Source organism: Gordonia aquimaris (genome assembly GCF_026262595.1).
In the GTDB taxonomy this organism is placed as follows: Bacteria; Actinomycetota; Actinomycetes; order Mycobacteriales; family Mycobacteriaceae; genus Gordonia; species Gordonia tangerina.
This window is the reverse complement of record NZ_JAPKFM010000013.1, coordinates 128,436-143,709: the sequence shown is the minus strand read 5'-3', so window position 1 is coordinate 143,709 and position 15,274 is coordinate 128,436. Positions and strand designations below refer to the sequence as shown.

Below are 15,274 nucleotides of genomic sequence, written 5' to 3'. Positions count from 1 at the left end.
CAGGGAGCAATGTGAGGCCACGCTTTACGGAGAGCAATGTAAAGCCACGTTCTCAGCGGCTGGTGGGGCTCTCATCACCGGCGTCGGACAGATCCGCTGCCGGACTCGCGCCCCGCTGCCGGTCGGCTTCGAAAGACAGAGCACGGGTGGCCCGTGCGGTGACCTCAGGCGCCACCGGTTTGCGTGCCACTGCCTCTGCTTCGGCGACCGCCTGGGCCACCTTCGGATCCGACGCGAGCGAGAACCAGTCTTCGGTCTCGGATTCGTCGATCGCCGACGGCTCGTCGGCAGTCGGCTCGTAGCGGAACACACCGTCGTCGCCTTGTGCGCCGAACGATTTGGCGAAGCCCTGGAGCGCCGAGCCGAAGTCCGACGGCACCACCCACACCTTGCTGCCCTCGCCCTTCGCCATCTCGGGCAACTGCTGCAGGTACTGGTAGGCCAACAATTCGGGCGTGGGTTTGGCGGCCTTGACCGCCGCAAAAGTCTTCTCGATCGCCTTGGCCTCACCTTGCGCCTTGAGGTACGACGCGGCTCGTTCGCCCTGCGCGCGCAAGATCGTCGACTGCCGATCGGCTTCGGCGCCGAGGATCGCGGCTTGCTTGGCGCCCTCGGCCGCGAGGATCTGACTCTGCTTGTTGCCCTCGGCGGTCTTGATGGCCGACTCACGCTGTCCCTCCGCGGAGAGAATGGTCGCGCGCTTCTCCCGGTCGGCCTTCATCTGCTTCTCCATCGATTCCTGGATCGACGGCGGCGGCATGATGCTCTTCAGCTCGACACGGGCCACACGCAATCCCCAGCGTCCGGTGGCCTCGTCGAGCACACCGCGCAGTTGGCCGTTGATGGAGTCGCGGGAGGTGAGGGTTTCCTCGAGCGTCATACCGCCGACGACATTGCGCAGCGTGGTGATGGTCAATTGCTCCACACCTGCGATGTAGTCGTCGATCTCGTAGACCGCCGACCGTGGATTGGTCACCTGGAAGTAGACGACGGTGTCGATGGACAGCGTGAGGTTGTCCTCGGTGATCACCGGTTGCGGGGGGAACGACACGACGCGTTCGCGGATGTCCACTCGGGCGCGGATGCGGTCGATGAAGGGCAGCAGCAGGGTCAGCTGACCCGAGACGGTACGGGTGTAGCGACCGAGTCGTTCGATGACCGCGGCCTCGGCCTGCGGAATGAGGGCCACCGACTTCGCGAGCACCACCACCACGAGCAGTACCAGCACGGCGACCACGATCAGTCCGATGTACTCCATGAGCTACGTCAACCCTTCCATCCGGTCAGCCCTTCCATACGACTGCGGTTGCACCGTCGATCTGCACCACGGTGACCTCGATACCCGGTTCGATGACCTCGCCGGGATCGAGGGTCCGCGCCGACCACACGTCACCGCCGATCTTGACCCGGCCGTCGTGTTCGTCCACCCGTTCGGTGACAACCGCGTGCCGCCCCTCGAGGGCTTCGGTGTTGGTGAGCACCGAGGGCCGATTGAGCATGTGCCGCCGGGCAACCGGGCGAACCACGCCGAGCAACAGCACCGAGGTGACCGCGAACACGACACCGTCCACCCAGATCGGTGTGTCCAGCGCGAAGCTCACACCCGCCGTCGCCAATGCACCCCCACCGAGCATGAGCAGGACCAGATCGCCGACGAACATCTCGGCGATCACGAGGAGCATCGCGGCCACCAACCACAGCAGTGCGGTCATGTCTCCAGTGTGCCAGAGACCACAGGCGGCGCGTTTCGCCCGAATCGGGCAGCGGTCACTGATCCCCGTCGGCGGCGGTGACGAAGTCGATGAGCTCTTCGACTGAGCGCAGAAGTTCGACCTCCAGATCGCGATAGTCGTTGACACCGGCCAGTACCCGACGCCATCCGTCCTGCGGAGTACCCCACCTCAACTGGCTGCAGATGCCTGTCTTCCAGTCGATTCCGCGCGGGATCTGCGGCCAGGCCTCGATGCGTACCGACGCCGGCTTCACCGCCTCCCACACGTCGATGAACGGATGCCCACACACCAACACGTGCTCGCCGACGGCACCGGTCAACCGCATCTCCTTGGATCCCGCGACCAGGTGATCGACGAGCACGCCCGCACGGCGATGCGGTGCCGGCCCGAACTCGGCGAGCACTCCGGCGAGATTGTCGAGACCGTCGAGACTCTCCACGACGACACCCTCGGCGCGCAGGTCGTCGCCCCAGACCCGCTCGAGCAGCGTCGCGTCGTGCACCCCCTCGACGAATATCCGACTGGCCCGTGCCGTCCTGGCCCGGGTGCGTGGCGCTGACCGTGACCCCGACGCGGTGGTGGACGAGACCTGCGGTCCCCGGGTACGCGGGCGCACCAGGGTCACCGGCCGACCGTCGATCAGGAATGCGGCGGGATGCATGAGGAACACCCGGGTGATGCCATGGCGGTCCTCCAACCGCACGAGATCACCGGAGTAACTCTTCTCCAGGCCGACGACAGCACCACAGAATCCGGTCGCCGCGTCCTCGACGACCAGATCGCGCTCGGCGGCGACCTCCGGTGCACGAGGTTTGGCGCGGCGGGGGTTCGCCAGCACATCACGTCCGTATCGGTCTTCGCTCACGATGAGCCACCGTAGAACCCCGCGCCGCCGATTCGGCGCGGGCACGCCGAGTCGGCTGCCAACCCGTGACTCACCTATCGTGGAGAAGCCATGACCAGTACCGACCTCATCACCTCCGGACCACCCGCGTGGCCCGGCTGTGCGCTGGGAACGTGGGCCGCGGCGTGGTTGGCGGGTCGCTGCGCGCCCGACGACGTGACCGACACCCTGAGCGAGTTCGCCGACCGGCACGACGTCGTCCGCACCGCCGACACCAACGGGCCCGACGAACACGCCCGTCTCGGACTCCTCGCCCTGCTCCGTGCCGGCCAGGGACTGTCGGTGCGGCTGCCGACGGCCGGTGATCCGCAAGGCCTGCCGCCGGGTCCGGCCACCGCCGCGGCGCTGATCGCCGGGGAGATTCTGTTGGTGGAGGAACAATCCGACGGCACCACCCTCGGCCTGGTACCGACCTTGGTCGGCGAGACGTGTCGATGGTCGGCGCACCGGTACGACCGCCCGGTGGCGGTCGCCGCGTCGAACTCGTTGGGCCAGATCGAATACGACCTGCGAGAGGCTGTCCGGGAGACCGCCGACATCGTGGGCACGCTGGGCAGCAGCGGAATCCGGATGAATCCGTCCGCACTGCGCTCGGCCCTGGCCATGCTCACTGCGCGCCACCAGATCACGCTGCCACCCCACGACGACGCGCGGGCCGGTAGGGTGATCGACTCGGCGGCGCGTGTGGAGGCAATCGTCACCCTCGCCGGCGCGCAGGCACCGACATTCGGGATGACCGCGGGACACGTCGAACTCGCCGACGCCCGCCTACGCCGACTCGGTGCGCTGGCGCGGTCCGCCCGTGCGACGGCGGTCAATCAGGTGATCGCCGAGTATCGCCGGCCGAAGTAGGCTCCACTGCGCCAGGCGCGGCGGACGGTCGTGACACCGGCACGCAGCACTCGGAGCGGCATGTTCGGCCGTTGTCGGCACACCCCAGCGCCGTCAAATCCCCACCGCCGTCGGCGTAGTCGGCCACCAGATCGGCGATCATCTCGATGAAGCGCGGGTCGGTGCCGACAGTGTCGGCACGGACGTAATCCAAGCCCAGCTCGCGCGCCTTCTCGGCAGCCTCGTTGTCGAGATCCCAGACCACCTCCAGGTGATCCGAGACGAAACCCACCGGCTGCACGACGACCTGCCGAACACCTTGGGCCCGAAGACTTTCCAGGTGGTCGCAGATATCCGGTTCGAGCCAGGGCACCTGCGGTGGGCCCGAACGCGACTGCCATACCTGATCGAAGTCACGGTAGCCGGCTCGGGTGGCCACCGCGCGTGCGGCGGCCGCGACCTGACGCGAGTACAGCCCTCCCCCGTCCGCGGCCGGGCCGGCCGCGCGGTCCGCGGACAACGGAATCGAGTGCGCTGTGAACACCAGTCGCGGTGCGACGTCGGCGGCCGACAGCTCTCCACGTGCTCGTCCGATCGCGTCTGCAGCGGCCGCGATCATCGCCTCGGCATCCCAGTATTGCGGGATCTTGCGCAGCAGGATCGGGTCGTCGTCGATACTCGCGGGCACGCGCTGCCCGAGAGCGGCGAGCGCACGCGCGATGTCCTCGTGATACTGACGGCACCCGGAGTACCCGGCCCATGCCGACGTGGGGAAGACCAGCACCCGGCGATGACCGTCGCGATAGATCTTCTCGACGGTGTCCTCGGCCAACGGATGCCAATTGCGATTGCCGAAGTACACGGGCAGGCCAATGCCGCGTGCGGTAAACACCGCGCGCAGGGCGTCGATCATCTCGAGATTGAGCCGATTGATCGGCGACACCCCACCGAAGTGCAGGTAGTGTTCGGCCACCGCCTCGAGACGTTCGGGCGGCACGCCCCGGCCCCGGGTGACGTTCTCCAGGAACGGCATCACGTCCTCGGGTCCGTTCGGTCCCCCGAAACTGAGGAACAGGACGGCGTCGAAAGCCTCTCCGGAATCGCTCACTGTGCCGAAAAGTTCTCCGGGAACCAGGTGTTGTGGCTGGCGCCGCCGTCGACGTAGACGATCGAGCCAGTGGTGGCCGGTAGCCAGTCCGACAGCAGCGCGCACACGGACTTCGCGACCACGGTCGGATCCTCGACGTCCCAGCCGATCGGCGAGGCACCGTCCCAGTAGGTGTTGAGCATGTTGAGCTGTTTCGCGTCGTCGGTGGCAGTGCCCGCGATGGCCTTCGCCGCCAACGTCTTGATCGGCCCGGCCGCAACGAGATTCGATCGGATCCGCTTGGCGGTGCCCACTTCCCGGGCAACATAGCGGTTCACCGATTCCAGTGCGGCCTTGGCCACGCCCATCCAGTTGTAATACGGCAGGGCGGTGCGTGGATCGAAGTCCATACCGACGATGGAGCCGCCCTCGTTCATCACCGGTAGCACGGCGCGGGCCAGCGAGGCGTAGCTCCACGCGGAGATCTCGAATGCCTTGGCGGCGTCAGGTCCCGGACCCTCCAGGAACGGCTTGGCATCCGGCCCCATCAGCGTGCGGGGGGCGAACGCGATGGAGTGCATCACGCCGTCCACACCTTCGGGGGCATGTTCACCGATGCGGTCGGCGAGCGCGGCCAGGTCGTCCTCGCTGGTGATGTCGAGGCCGATGGCCGGCGGCACCTCCTGCGGCAGGCGCTTGGCGATCCGGTCGATCAACCGCAACCGCTCGGGAATACCGGTGATGATGACCTTCGCACCCTGCTCCTGAGCCATCGCGGCAGCGTGGAAGGCGATCGAGGCATCGGTGATGATGCCGGTGATGAGGACGGTCTTGCCGTCGAGAATTCCGGTCACGGTTCGCTCCTGAATCTGAGGTGGTGGGTTCGGCGTGCCATCGATGTCAGTTGCCCATGCCCATGCCGCCGTCGACGGGCAGCACGGCGCCGGTGATGTAACCACCTTCGTCGGAGGCGAGGAAGCTGATCGCGGCGGCGACGTCTTCGGGTTTGCCGGTCCGGCCCAGCGGGATGGCCTGCTTGGCCATCTCCACGTAGCGGTCCTCCATCGCAGCGGTCATGTCGGTGTCGATGAAGCCGGGGGCGACGACGTTGGCGGTGATGTTGCGTGAACCCACCTCGCGGGCGATCGACCGTGCCAGCCCGATCAGTCCGGCTTTCGAGGCAGCGTAATTGGCCTGTCCCGGAATGCCCGAGGTCGCGACGACCGAGCCGAGGAAGATCATCCGGCCCCACTTGGCGCGCTGCATGCCCTTCGTCGCGCGTTTGGCGCAGCGGAATGCACCGGTGAGGTTCGCGTCGACAACCTTTTCGAAGGACTCCTCCGACAGTCGCATCAGCAGCATGTTGTCGGTGATCCCTGCGTTGGCGACCAGCACCTCCACCGGACCCTGATGCTCGGCGACCTCGTCGAACGCCCGTTCGACCGATGCGTTGTCGGTGACGTCGCACTGCACTGCGAACAACCCGTCGGGGGCACCGGAGCCGCGATGGGTGACCGCCACCTTGTGTCCGTCGGCGGCCAGGCGCCGCGCCACGGCGAGGCCGATGCCGCGATTACCACCGGTCACCAGGACCGAGCGAGAGACCTGCTGAGCTTCGTTGCTGTCTGCCATGTGGGCCAACTTATCCGTTCGTGCTCTGCGCCAGAGGCGGTGGGATGGGTTTGATCGGTCGCGCGGCTCAGGGCAGGCGTCGGTTGATGGCCAGCGCGGCGAACGCCGAGAGCAGCGCCAACAACGTACCGGCGATCAGCCATGGCCGGGAGTTGTCCCCACGGCGTTTCTCGTAACCGATCTGCTGCTGCAGGGTCTCGTAGACCTTGTTGAGCTCGTCGAGGCTGGCCGCGGTGAAGAACTGACCACTCGAGAGGTTCGCGATCTTGCGCAGCGAATCGTCGTCGACGGGCACCGGCACCTGATCACCTTCGAGGTCAACCGTTCCGGTCATCGTGCCGAAGGAGATCGTCGAGATCGGAATCTTCTCCTCTTTCGCCTTGCGCGCGGCGGTGAATGCGCCACGCGGATCGTCCGGGTCGTCCGGGACGGTTTCCTTTCCATCCGAGAGCAGCACGATCCGTGCGGGCGGCGCCGCCTCGTCCCCACCGAGCACCGCGTTGAGGGTCTTGATCTGCTGGATGGCCGCGAAGATCCCCTCCCCTGTCGCCGTGCGGTCGTCGAGCCGCAGTTTGTCGACCGCAGCCTTGGTGGCGTTGTGGTCAGGCGTCGGCGACACCAGGGTCGACGCGGTACCGGCGTAGGAGATGAGACCGAGGTTGATGCCGTCGGTCAGTTCGTCGGCGAAGGTGCGCGCCGCGTCCTGCGCAGCGCGGATACGCGACGGCGCGACATCGGTCGCGTTCATCGATCGCGACACGTCCATCACCAGGATCACCGTCGCCTTGTTCCGCGGCACGCGTCGGTCGGCCTGAGGCGCGGCCACTGCGACCACGAGCAGGGTGAGCGCCACCAAGAGCAGCGCGATGGGAACGTGGCGCCAGCGGTTGCGCTGCGCCGGCGCGACCTGATTGAGCAGGTCCAGATTGGCGAACTTCAGCGCACGCTTGCGCCGCAGCCGCTGAACGTAGATGTAGGCGGCGGCCAGCCCGGCCACGACGAGCAGCAACAGGAGCCACCACGGGCTCGCGAGAATCGACACCCGCTCACCCGACCCCGGCGGCCAGGCCGCGCCGACGCTGCGCGACGAATTTGACGGTGTCGGTGATCCAGTCCCGGTCGGTCTGCAGACTCAGCACCGGCCCGCCGCAGCTGCGGACCGTTCGATGCACCTTCAGTTGGTGATCGCGGGCCGCGGCAGCGAAGTCACGTCGCACCGCGGGGGTGACCGTGATGTCGCGCACCTCGCCGGACTCCGCGTCGGCCAAACTCACCTCACCGACGTCGGGCAGCGTCAGATCACGCGGGTCGAGGACCTCGACCGCGAGCAGTTCGTGATGGGCACCGATGGCCCGCAACGACCGCTCCCAGTCGATCGGGCCGAGGAAGTCACTGACGACGACCGCGAGACCTCGTCGACGTTGCGGTCGGCGAAGCGCCTCGATACCGGCGTGCAGGTCGCCCCGCACGCCGCTCGACGCCCGCGTGGTGGTCGCGAGCGCCTTGAGTAGATTCTGCGCGTGCGCCCGGCCGGCGCGGGCCGGTATCCGCACCACCTGATCGCCGGTCACGACGATTGCACCGTGCCGGTTGCCGCCGCCCGAGGTGAGGTGGACGATGGCTGCCGCGGCCGCGACCGCGAGGTCGCGCTTGGTGCAGTTGACTGTGCCGAAATCGAGGCTTGCCGACGCATCGACCACCAGCCATGTCTCGAGCTCACGGTCGGCGATCATCTGTCGTACGTGTGGCTGGGTGGTCCGCGCGGTCACCGACCATTCCATCCGTCGGATGTCGTCGCCGGGCTGATAGGCCCGCGCCTCGCCGGGTTCAGAACCCGGGCCGGGGATCAGACCTAGGTGTTCGCCCTGCAGGACGCCGTCCAGTTTGCGCCGCACGGTCAGCTCGAGCGTCTTGAGCGCAGCGGTCAGCTGCGGTTCGGACAGCAGGCCGGCACCGAGCGACGGCAGATCGCTATTGGCCGGCATACCGTGGCGTCTGGTTCACCGTCGCGCCGTTCGGGTGACCCGGATGCTGTTGTGGCCCAGGGGTAGTCGGATGTTGTCCCGGCGCCGGACCGGTGTTGACCGGTTGTGCGCCGACCTGTGGCAGTCCCACTGTCTGCAACACCCGGGTGATCACCTGATCGGCATCGACCTCGTCGGCGAGCGCGTCGTAGCTCAGCACAAGTCGATGCCGGAGCACATCGGGCACGATTTCGACGACGTCCTGCGGGATCACGTAGTCGCGGCCGCGGACCAGGGCCAGCGCGCGGGCGGCGGCGACGATACCCAGAGTCGCGCGCGGCGATGCCCCGTAGGACAGCCACGCCGCGACGTCACTCAGGCCCAACTCGGCGGGACGGCGAGTGGCGTTGATGACCCGGACGACGTAGTCGACGAGGGCGTGATGAACGAAGACGTTCGCCGCCGTGCGCTGCAGCCGGATCATCGCCTCCGGGTCGAGGACCTGCGATGCCGACGGCGGCACGTTGCCCATCCGGTAGACGATCTCGCGCTCTTCCTCGACCGACGGGTAGTCGACGAGGACCTTGAACAGGAAGCGATCGCGTTGTGCCTCGGGCAGCGGGTAGACGCCTTCGTTCTCGATGGGGTTCTGGGTGGCCATCACCAGGAACGGATCCGGCATCGGGTACGTGGTGCCGCCGATGGACACATGCCGTTCGGCCATCACCTCGAGCAGCGCGGACTGCACTTTGGCGGGGGCTCGGTTGATCTCGTCGGCGAGCAGGAAGTTGGCCACCACGGGACCGAGTTCGGTGTCGAACTCCTCTTTGCCCTGCCGGTAGATTCGCGTGCCGATGAGGTCGGTGGGGACCAGGTCCGGCGTGAACTGAACGCGGGAGAAGGTGCCACCCACCACGGTCGCGAACGTCTCCACCGCGAGGGTCTTGGCGACGCCCGGCACACCTTCGAGAAGGATGTGTCCGCGTGCCAGCAAGCCGACGAGGATGCGTTCGACGAGCTGATCCTGCCCGACGATGACCCGCTTCACCTCGTAGATCGCGCGTTCGAGCAGCTTGACGTCACTGTCGGACAACATGACCGATCCGTCGGGGCCGACTCCGCCCGCGGAATCGGCCGGGGGTTGCGATGAGGTCAACCGGTACTCCTGTTCCATCTGCGTGCGCAATCTCGGGTCACGTGCGCCGTGCCTCAGTAGGACCTGCCCCGTCCGGGCGGCCTGTCGGTGCCAGCGTAGTCGCGTTGGCTGAACTGCGGCCAAGAAGGTGCCGCGACCGGCAGCGTCGATTCAGAGCAGGCGAACGACGTTGGGCATCGCTCCCGCGGTGCGCAGCGGCGAGACCTTGACGACACTGCCCGACTGCGGCGCCTCGATCATCTTGTTGTCGCCGAGGTACAACGCGACGTGCTGGCTGGCGTTCGGGCCGTAGAAGATCATGTCGCCGCGTTGCATCTGCGACAGCGGGAACTGTGGACCGGAGGTGTACTGGTAGCCGGTGTAGTGCGGCAGTTCGATGCCCACGCCCGCGAAGGCGTAGATCATCAGTCCCGAGCAGTCGTACCCGATCTTGTTGTAGTCGCCGTAGCTGTCGGCGACACCCCCGTCACGGATGCCCCGGGTGGGACCGTTGGCGTCGCCGCCACCCCACGCATATGGCACGTTGAGCTGCGAGAGCGCCCGATTCACGACGATCTCGATGGCCTGGGGACCGCGGAGACCGGGCCTTACCATGCCGCCGCCGCCACCGGACGAACTGCCGAACAGCGAACCCAGGCTGCCGTTGCCGATCACCGAGCTCAGCGAGTCGGGGCCGCTACCGGTCATGTCGGAACCGCCGATGCCGAGCTCGTCGAGGAGTTCTGAATGCGGCATCTGCTGTTGCCCGACGAGTTCGGCCAGCACCTTCTGACCGACATCGAGAGCGAGTTTGGCCGCAGCCGTGGCCGCCACGGCCAAGGCCTGGTTGTCGCCGCCGGGCTCCGCGGGCGCGCCGGGCGCCGCGGGTGTCTGCGGCGAATCGGGGAAGAGGTTCTGCAAGAGCTCGCCGGCCGTGGGGCCCTCGACCGTACGTCGCGGCGCGACACCCCGGATCTTGTCGAGCGACTGCTGGACCTTGTCGCGCTTCTGGATGAGGGCGGACCGACGCTGCTGCTCCGAGGCGACCGCCGAACGCGCCTGGCTGACCGCGGCGAGCGCGTCGTCCTTGCGGTTGGCTGCGCTCTGGGTGGCGAATGCTGCCTGGCGTTGCGTCGCCTGGACCGCGGAGACCCGGTTGGCCTGTTGGTTTCGGGCCACCTCGAGCCGCTCGATGGTGTCGCGCTGCTGCTTGCCGAGTCGGTCGATGACGGTCATCCGGTCCAGTACGGCGCCGGGGTTGTCCGATGAGACGTACTCGGCCATGGAACTGCGAGCACTCCCCTGCCGGTAGACGTCGCGCGCGAACTCGTCGAAGGCCTTCTGCGCCTCGGCGACCTTGCGCCGCGCGTCGGAAAGGGAACGTTTCGCCGACTTCGCGGCGACACTCGCCAAGTGTTCGGCGGCCACGGAGTTCTGGTAGTCCACCAGTGCGCGATTGACGTTTTCCTGACGGACTGCGACCGCGTTGTCGAGATCGGCCAGATTCTGGTTCGCCTTGGCGATTTGATTGATCAGACCGGAGACCTGCGATTGTGCTCCGGTTTTCGGCGCTGCCTGGGCCTGTCCGGCTCCTACGAACCCGAGCACCGTGATGGCCAGCAATGCGCCGACCCGGGCCGCAATCGCGCGTCGGCGGGACCGTTGCGCTCGCGGCGCCGGTGACCCACCGCGCGCCACGCCGGTAGTAGCTCGCCTCACCAGTTCTCCCTCGTCGTTCGCGGCTTACCCGCCACAGCGGATGCGACCTCGCGGTCCGCGCGCTGTGAAGTGATGGGTGCCTGCCCGATCCCGACCCGCCTCGCGACGTGCACCATGCACCACTCGTGGTGCCCTCCATCACTTGGGCACCACTCGTGACAACAGAACCGTACGTCACATCGAACACATCGGAAAACAGCAGTCACGAATTACATTGGCGTGATTACCAGGCAAAATGCCGTGAACTGCCGAAAGGGCGCCGATCGACAAAGGTCTCGAATCGGCAACGAAGAGCGCATCCGGGCGTGCCGCCTACAACTGATGCGGGCGAAGCGATGTATGGGCTACCTCTCCACCGAAATGGACGCGCGTCTGCGACGGAGTGGGCCGACGCGGTCGCGTCAGGGTAGGTCGCGCGAGAGGTCGGTGGTGCCGGACGCCTGCGCGGTCGATTCCACCGGTGCCGCACCCTCGCCACCGGCTCCCCGGCGGTCCGCACGGGTCGATCGCAGCCGGGCGATGGCCGCCCCGGCCACCACGATGACGATGAGCAGCAGGCTGATGACCGTCCAGTTCAGAGACGGCTCGTTCATCTGATCCCACATCTGACGCGCGGCGAGTGGCGGATCGGTCAGGGTCAGATTGTCGGTCGCTTCTTCCTGCTGGACGCGACTGAAGTGCGGCGAAGCACTGCCCACCGATTGTGGACCGAGCACGATGACGGTCCCACCGACGTCGGCTTGGAGATCGGTGGCGATATCGCGGTAGTACTCGAACTTTAGGGGCCGATCGATCACCACGAAGCTGACCTCTTGCCCATCGGCCTGAGCCTCGGCGACCACTGCGCGCAGGCCGGCGACCTGGCCGGCCGGCGCGGCGACGCCGTCTTCCTGGATGTCGCGCAGGATCGCGGGCATGTCCACGCTCTCGGGAATGACCGAGGGCGCCATCACACCCATCGGCGGCAGGGCCAAGACATGCTGCGTCGTCGCATCCGGACTCATCTGGCCATCCTCACATCTCTGGGCACCTGAGGGTCGCACACCGCGACACGCAAGGCATCAGCTCGCCGGCAAGGTTTCGCGAGCATTAAATTCGCACGCACAGCGGTGGCCCACCAAACCTCCTGCAGCACCGTACGACAGAATGGGATGGTCCGGAGAATCCCGGGTCGGCTTCGCGCGCCCCGATCCGACACGAGGCGAGCGAGGCTGTTTGTTAACAGTACGTGCGTACTGTTAACATCGGAACTGTCGCCACCTGCCGACGAACAGCGTCAACGCTGGTCGGACATCGGGCGGTGGCAGCCAACGCAGCGAGGTCACACGTTGCTGTAACCACCGACGCAGCCCGTCGGATGAGCAGGCCGGCGCAGCCCGCCGGCACGTTGAGGAGAGTGGACAAGACGTGAGTATCGATTCCTTTGGCGCCAAGGGCACCCTCGAGGTGGGCGACAATTCATACGAGATCTACCGACTGAATGCCGTCGAGGGCACCGGCAAGCTTCCTTATGCGCTCAAGGTCCTCGCCGAAAACCTGCTACGCACCGAAGACGGTGCCAACATCACCTCCGAACACATCGAGGCGATCGCGAACTGGGATCCGAACGCCGATCCGAGCATCGAGATCCAGTTCACCCCGGCCCGCGTGATCATGCAGGACTTCACCGGCGTGCCGTGCATCGTCGACCTCGCGACCATGCGCGATGCCGTCAAGCAGCTCGGTGGGGATCCGGACAAGGTCAATCCACTCGCCCCCGCCGAGATGGTCATCGACCACTCCGTGATCATCGAGGCCTTCGGCAACGCACAGGCCTTCGAACGCAACGTCGAGATCGAATACCAGCGCAACGAAGAGCGCTACAAGTTCCTGCGGTGGGGCCAGGGCGCCTTCGACGACTTCCGCGTCGTCCCGCCGGGCACCGGCATCGTCCATCAGGTCAACATCGAGCACCTTGCCCGGTCGGTCATGGTGCGCGACGGTGTCGCCTACCCCGACACCTGCATCGGCACCGACTCGCACACCACCATGGAGAACGGGCTCGGCGTGCTCGGCTGGGGCGTCGGCGGCATCGAGGCCGAGGCCGCGATGCTGGGCCAGCCCGTGTCGATGCTGATCCCGCGCGTGGTCGGCTTCAAGCTGACCGGCGCCACCAAGCCGGGTGTCACCGCCACCGACGTGGTACTCACCATCACCGACATGCTGCGTAAGCACGGCGTGGTCGGCAAGTTCGTCGAGTTCTACGGCAACGGCGTCGCCGAGGTGCCGCTGGCCAACCGCGCCACCATCGGCAACATGAGCCCCGAGTTCGGCTCCACCTGCGCGATGTTCCCGATCGACTCCGAGACCGTCAACTATCTCAAGCTGACCGGTCGCTCGCAGGAGACCCTGGACCTCGTCGAGGCCTACGCCAAGGAACAGGGCATGTGGCTGGAAAAGGACGCGGAAGAGGCCCAGTACTCCGAGTACATGGAGCTCGACCTGTCGACGGTCGTCCCGTCCATCGCCGGCCCGAAGCGCCCGCAGGACCGCATCGAGCTCTGGGACGCCAAGAATGCGTTCCGCAAGGACATCCACAACTACGTCGAAGAGGGCAACACCCCTGCCCACAATGGTGTCGACGAGGCCAACGAGGAGAGCTTCCCCGCCTCCGACGCACCGTCGGTGAGCCCCGACGCGGCCAAGCTGTCCTTCGCCGACGACGACGAACCCGCCCACAACGCGTCGAAGGGCGCCGAGGGTCGCCCGTCGAAGCCGGTCAAGGTCTCCTCGCCCGAGCGCGGCGACATGGTTCTCGATCACGGCATCGTCACGATCGCGTCCATCACCAGCTGCACCAACACCTCGAACCCGTCGGTGATGCTGGGCGCCGGACTGCTCGCCAAGAAGGCCGTCGAGAAGGGATTGACCGCCAAGCCGTGGGTCAAGACCTCCATGGCCCCGGGGTCGCAGGTCGTGACCGGGTACTACGACAAGGCCGGCCTCTGGCCCTACCTGGAGAAGCTGGGCTTCTTCCTCGTCGGCTACGGCTGCACCACCTGCATCGGCAACTCGGGTCCGCTGCCCGAAGAGATCAGCAAGGCGATCAACGACAACGATCTGACGGCGACCGCGGTGCTCTCGGGTAACCGCAACTTCGAGGGTCGCATCAACCCCGATGTGAAGATGAACTACTTGGCGTCGCCGCCGCTGGTCATCGCCTACGCGCTGGCCGGCACGATGGACTTCGACTTCGAGACCGACCCGCTGGGCACCGACGCCGACGGCAACGACGTCTTCCTCAAGGACATCTGGCCGTCCAACGAGGAGATCTCGCAGACGATCGCGTCGTCGATCTCGGCCGAGCAGTACGCGGCGGACTACGCCGATGTTTTCAAGGGCGACGAGCGCTGGCAGAACCTGCCGACGCCGGACGGCAAGGTCTTCGAGTGGGACGACGAGTCGACCTACGTCCGTAAGCCTCCGTACTTCGACGGCATGCAGACCGAGCCGGAGCCGGTCGCCGACATCTCCGGCGCGCGCGTGCTGGCGAAGCTGGGCGACTCGGTCACCACCGACCACATCTCCCCCGCGTCGACCATCAAGCCGGGAACGCCTGCTGCGCAGTACCTCGACTCACACGGTGTGGCACGCAAGGACTACAACTCGCTGGGCGCCCGTCGCGGCAACCACGAAGTGATGATCCGCTCGACGTTCGGCAACATCCGGCTGGCCAACCAGCTGGTCGACGTCACCGGTGGCTACACCCGCGACTTCACCCAGGACGGCGGCCCGCAGTCGTTCATCTACGACGCGGCGCAGAACTACGCCGCAGCCGGCACCCCGCTGGTCGTGCTGGGCGGCAAAGAGTACGGCACCGGGTCGTCGCGTGACTGGGCCGCCAAGGGCACGAGGCTGCTGGGCGTCAAGGCGGTCATCACCGAGAGCTTCGAGCGCATCCACCGCTCCAACCTCATCGGTATGGGTGTCATCCCGCTGCAGTTCCCCGAGGGTGAGTCGCACAAGTCGCTGGGACTCGACGGCACCGAGACCTTCGACATCACCGGCATCGAGCAGCTCAACTCCGGTACGACGCCGGAGACCGTGCACGTCACCGCCACCAAGGAGGACGGCGCGAAGGTCGAGTTCGACGCCAAGGTGCGCATCGACACCCCCGGTGAGGCCGACTACTACCGCAACGGAGGCATCCTGCAGTTCGTGCTGCGCAACATGATCAAGAGCTGATCACCTCAGCCCTTGACCACGACAGCATGAACACGACAGGGAGCA

General features: G+C 66.7%; 13 protein-coding genes. 2 read left to right on the top strand and 11 right to left on the bottom strand.

The genetic code is table 11. The features are described from left to right. Positions 1–52: 52 nt before the first annotated feature. Genes OSB52_RS13845 through OSB52_RS13835 form a run of 3 tightly spaced genes read right to left on the bottom strand, consistent with a single transcriptional unit; the run spans position 53 to position 2,598 of the window. Positions 53–1,258, bottom strand: coding sequence for an SPFH domain-containing protein (locus OSB52_RS13845; RefSeq protein ID WP_266062235.1), 1,206 nt, complete (start codon positions 1,256–1,258; stop codon positions 53–55). 25 nt (positions 1,259–1,283) lie between these two features. Continuing rightward, positions 1,284–1,712, bottom strand: coding sequence for an NfeD family protein (locus OSB52_RS13840; RefSeq protein ID WP_235724866.1), 429 nt, complete (start codon positions 1,710–1,712; stop codon positions 1,284–1,286). A gap of 55 nt (positions 1,713–1,767) precedes the next feature. After that, complete coding sequence (locus tag OSB52_RS13835; RefSeq protein WP_235724867.1) at positions 1,768–2,598, bottom strand: DUF3097 domain-containing protein; 831 nt, start codon at positions 2,596–2,598, stop codon at positions 1,768–1,770. Positions 2,599–2,688: 90 nt separating this feature from the next. Between OSB52_RS13835 and OSB52_RS13830 the strand changes: the two genes are divergently transcribed. Continuing rightward, positions 2,689–3,489 carry an Rv1486c family protein gene (locus OSB52_RS13830; protein ID WP_266062232.1) on the top strand — a complete coding sequence of 267 codons (801 nt, stop codon included), beginning with the start codon at positions 2,689–2,691 and terminating at the stop codon, positions 3,487–3,489. Here OSB52_RS13830 and OSB52_RS13825 read toward each other — a convergent pair. From OSB52_RS13825 to OSB52_RS13790, 8 genes are all read right to left on the bottom strand, one after another. After that, positions 3,452–4,576, bottom strand: a complete 1,125-nt coding sequence (locus OSB52_RS13825) for a ferrochelatase (protein ID WP_266062231.1) — start codon at positions 4,574–4,576, stop codon at positions 3,452–3,454. The two genes, OSB52_RS13830 and OSB52_RS13825, sit on opposite strands and share 38 nt — an antisense overlap. Continuing rightward, a complete protein-coding gene (gene inhA / locus OSB52_RS13820; protein WP_235724870.1) occupies positions 4,573–5,409 on the bottom strand; it encodes an NADH-dependent enoyl-ACP reductase InhA in 837 nt (278 codons plus the stop codon). Before inhA ends, OSB52_RS13825 begins: the two co-directional genes overlap by 4 nt. Positions 5,410–5,455: 46 nt before the next feature. Beyond that, positions 5,456–6,187 carry a 3-oxoacyl-ACP reductase FabG1 gene (gene fabG1 / locus OSB52_RS13815; RefSeq protein ID WP_235724871.1) on the bottom strand — a complete coding sequence of 244 codons (732 nt, stop codon included), beginning with the start codon at positions 6,185–6,187 and terminating at the stop codon, positions 5,456–5,458. Between the two features lie 67 nt (positions 6,188–6,254). After that, positions 6,255–7,223: a VWA domain-containing protein gene (locus OSB52_RS13810; protein WP_235724887.1), complete on the bottom strand. Its 969-nt coding sequence runs from the start codon at positions 7,221–7,223 to the stop codon at positions 6,255–6,257. Between the two features lie 10 nt (positions 7,224–7,233). After that, entirely contained in the window at positions 7,234–8,172 is a 939-nt protein-coding gene (locus OSB52_RS13805; RefSeq protein WP_235724872.1) for a DUF58 domain-containing protein, read from the bottom strand. Further along, positions 8,159–9,247, bottom strand: a complete 1,089-nt coding sequence (locus OSB52_RS13800) for an AAA family ATPase (RefSeq protein ID WP_235724888.1) — start codon at positions 9,245–9,247, stop codon at positions 8,159–8,161. Before OSB52_RS13800 ends, OSB52_RS13805 begins: the two co-directional genes overlap by 14 nt. Before the next feature lie 210 nt (positions 9,248–9,457). Continuing rightward, positions 9,458–11,005 carry an NlpC/P60 family protein gene (locus tag OSB52_RS13795; protein ID WP_235724873.1) on the bottom strand — a complete coding sequence of 516 codons (1,548 nt, stop codon included), beginning with the start codon at positions 11,003–11,005 and terminating at the stop codon, positions 9,458–9,460. 401 nt (positions 11,006–11,406) lie between these two features. After that, positions 11,407–12,009: an Rv1476 family membrane protein gene (locus tag OSB52_RS13790; RefSeq protein WP_235724874.1), complete on the bottom strand. Its 603-nt coding sequence runs from the start codon at positions 12,007–12,009 to the stop codon at positions 11,407–11,409. 403 nt (positions 12,010–12,412) lie between these two features. On the opposite strand from OSB52_RS13790, the gene OSB52_RS13785 reads away from it, so the two are divergent. Further along, complete coding sequence (locus OSB52_RS13785; protein ID WP_235724875.1) at positions 12,413–15,229, top strand: aconitate hydratase; 2,817 nt, start codon at positions 12,413–12,415, stop codon at positions 15,227–15,229. Positions 15,230–15,274: the final 45 nt, after the last annotated feature.

Excerpts from the sequence above, each read along its gene's own strand:
- OSB52_RS13845 (WP_266062235.1), bottom strand. The coding sequence starts at position 1,258 with ATGGAGTACATCGGACTGATCGTGGTCGCCGTGCTGGTACTGCTCGTG.
- OSB52_RS13840 (WP_235724866.1), bottom strand. The coding sequence starts at position 1,712 with ATGACCGCACTGCTGTGGTTGGTGGCCGCGATGCTCCTCGTGATCGCC.
- OSB52_RS13830 (WP_266062232.1), top strand. The coding sequence starts at position 2,689 with ATGACCAGTACCGACCTCATCACCTCCGGACCACCCGCGTGGCCCGGC.
- fabG1 (WP_235724871.1), bottom strand. The coding sequence starts at position 6,187 with ATGGCAGACAGCAACGAAGCTCAGCAGGTCTCTCGCTCGGTCCTGGTG.
- OSB52_RS13805 (WP_235724872.1), bottom strand. The coding sequence starts at position 8,172 with ATGCCGGCCAATAGCGATCTGCCGTCGCTCGGTGCCGGCCTGCTGTCC.
- OSB52_RS13800 (WP_235724888.1), bottom strand. The coding sequence starts at position 9,247 with ATGTTGTCCGACAGTGACGTCAAGCTGCTCGAACGCGCGATCTACGAG.
- OSB52_RS13790 (WP_235724874.1), bottom strand. The coding sequence starts at position 12,009 with ATGAGTCCGGATGCGACGACGCAGCATGTCTTGGCCCTGCCGCCGATG.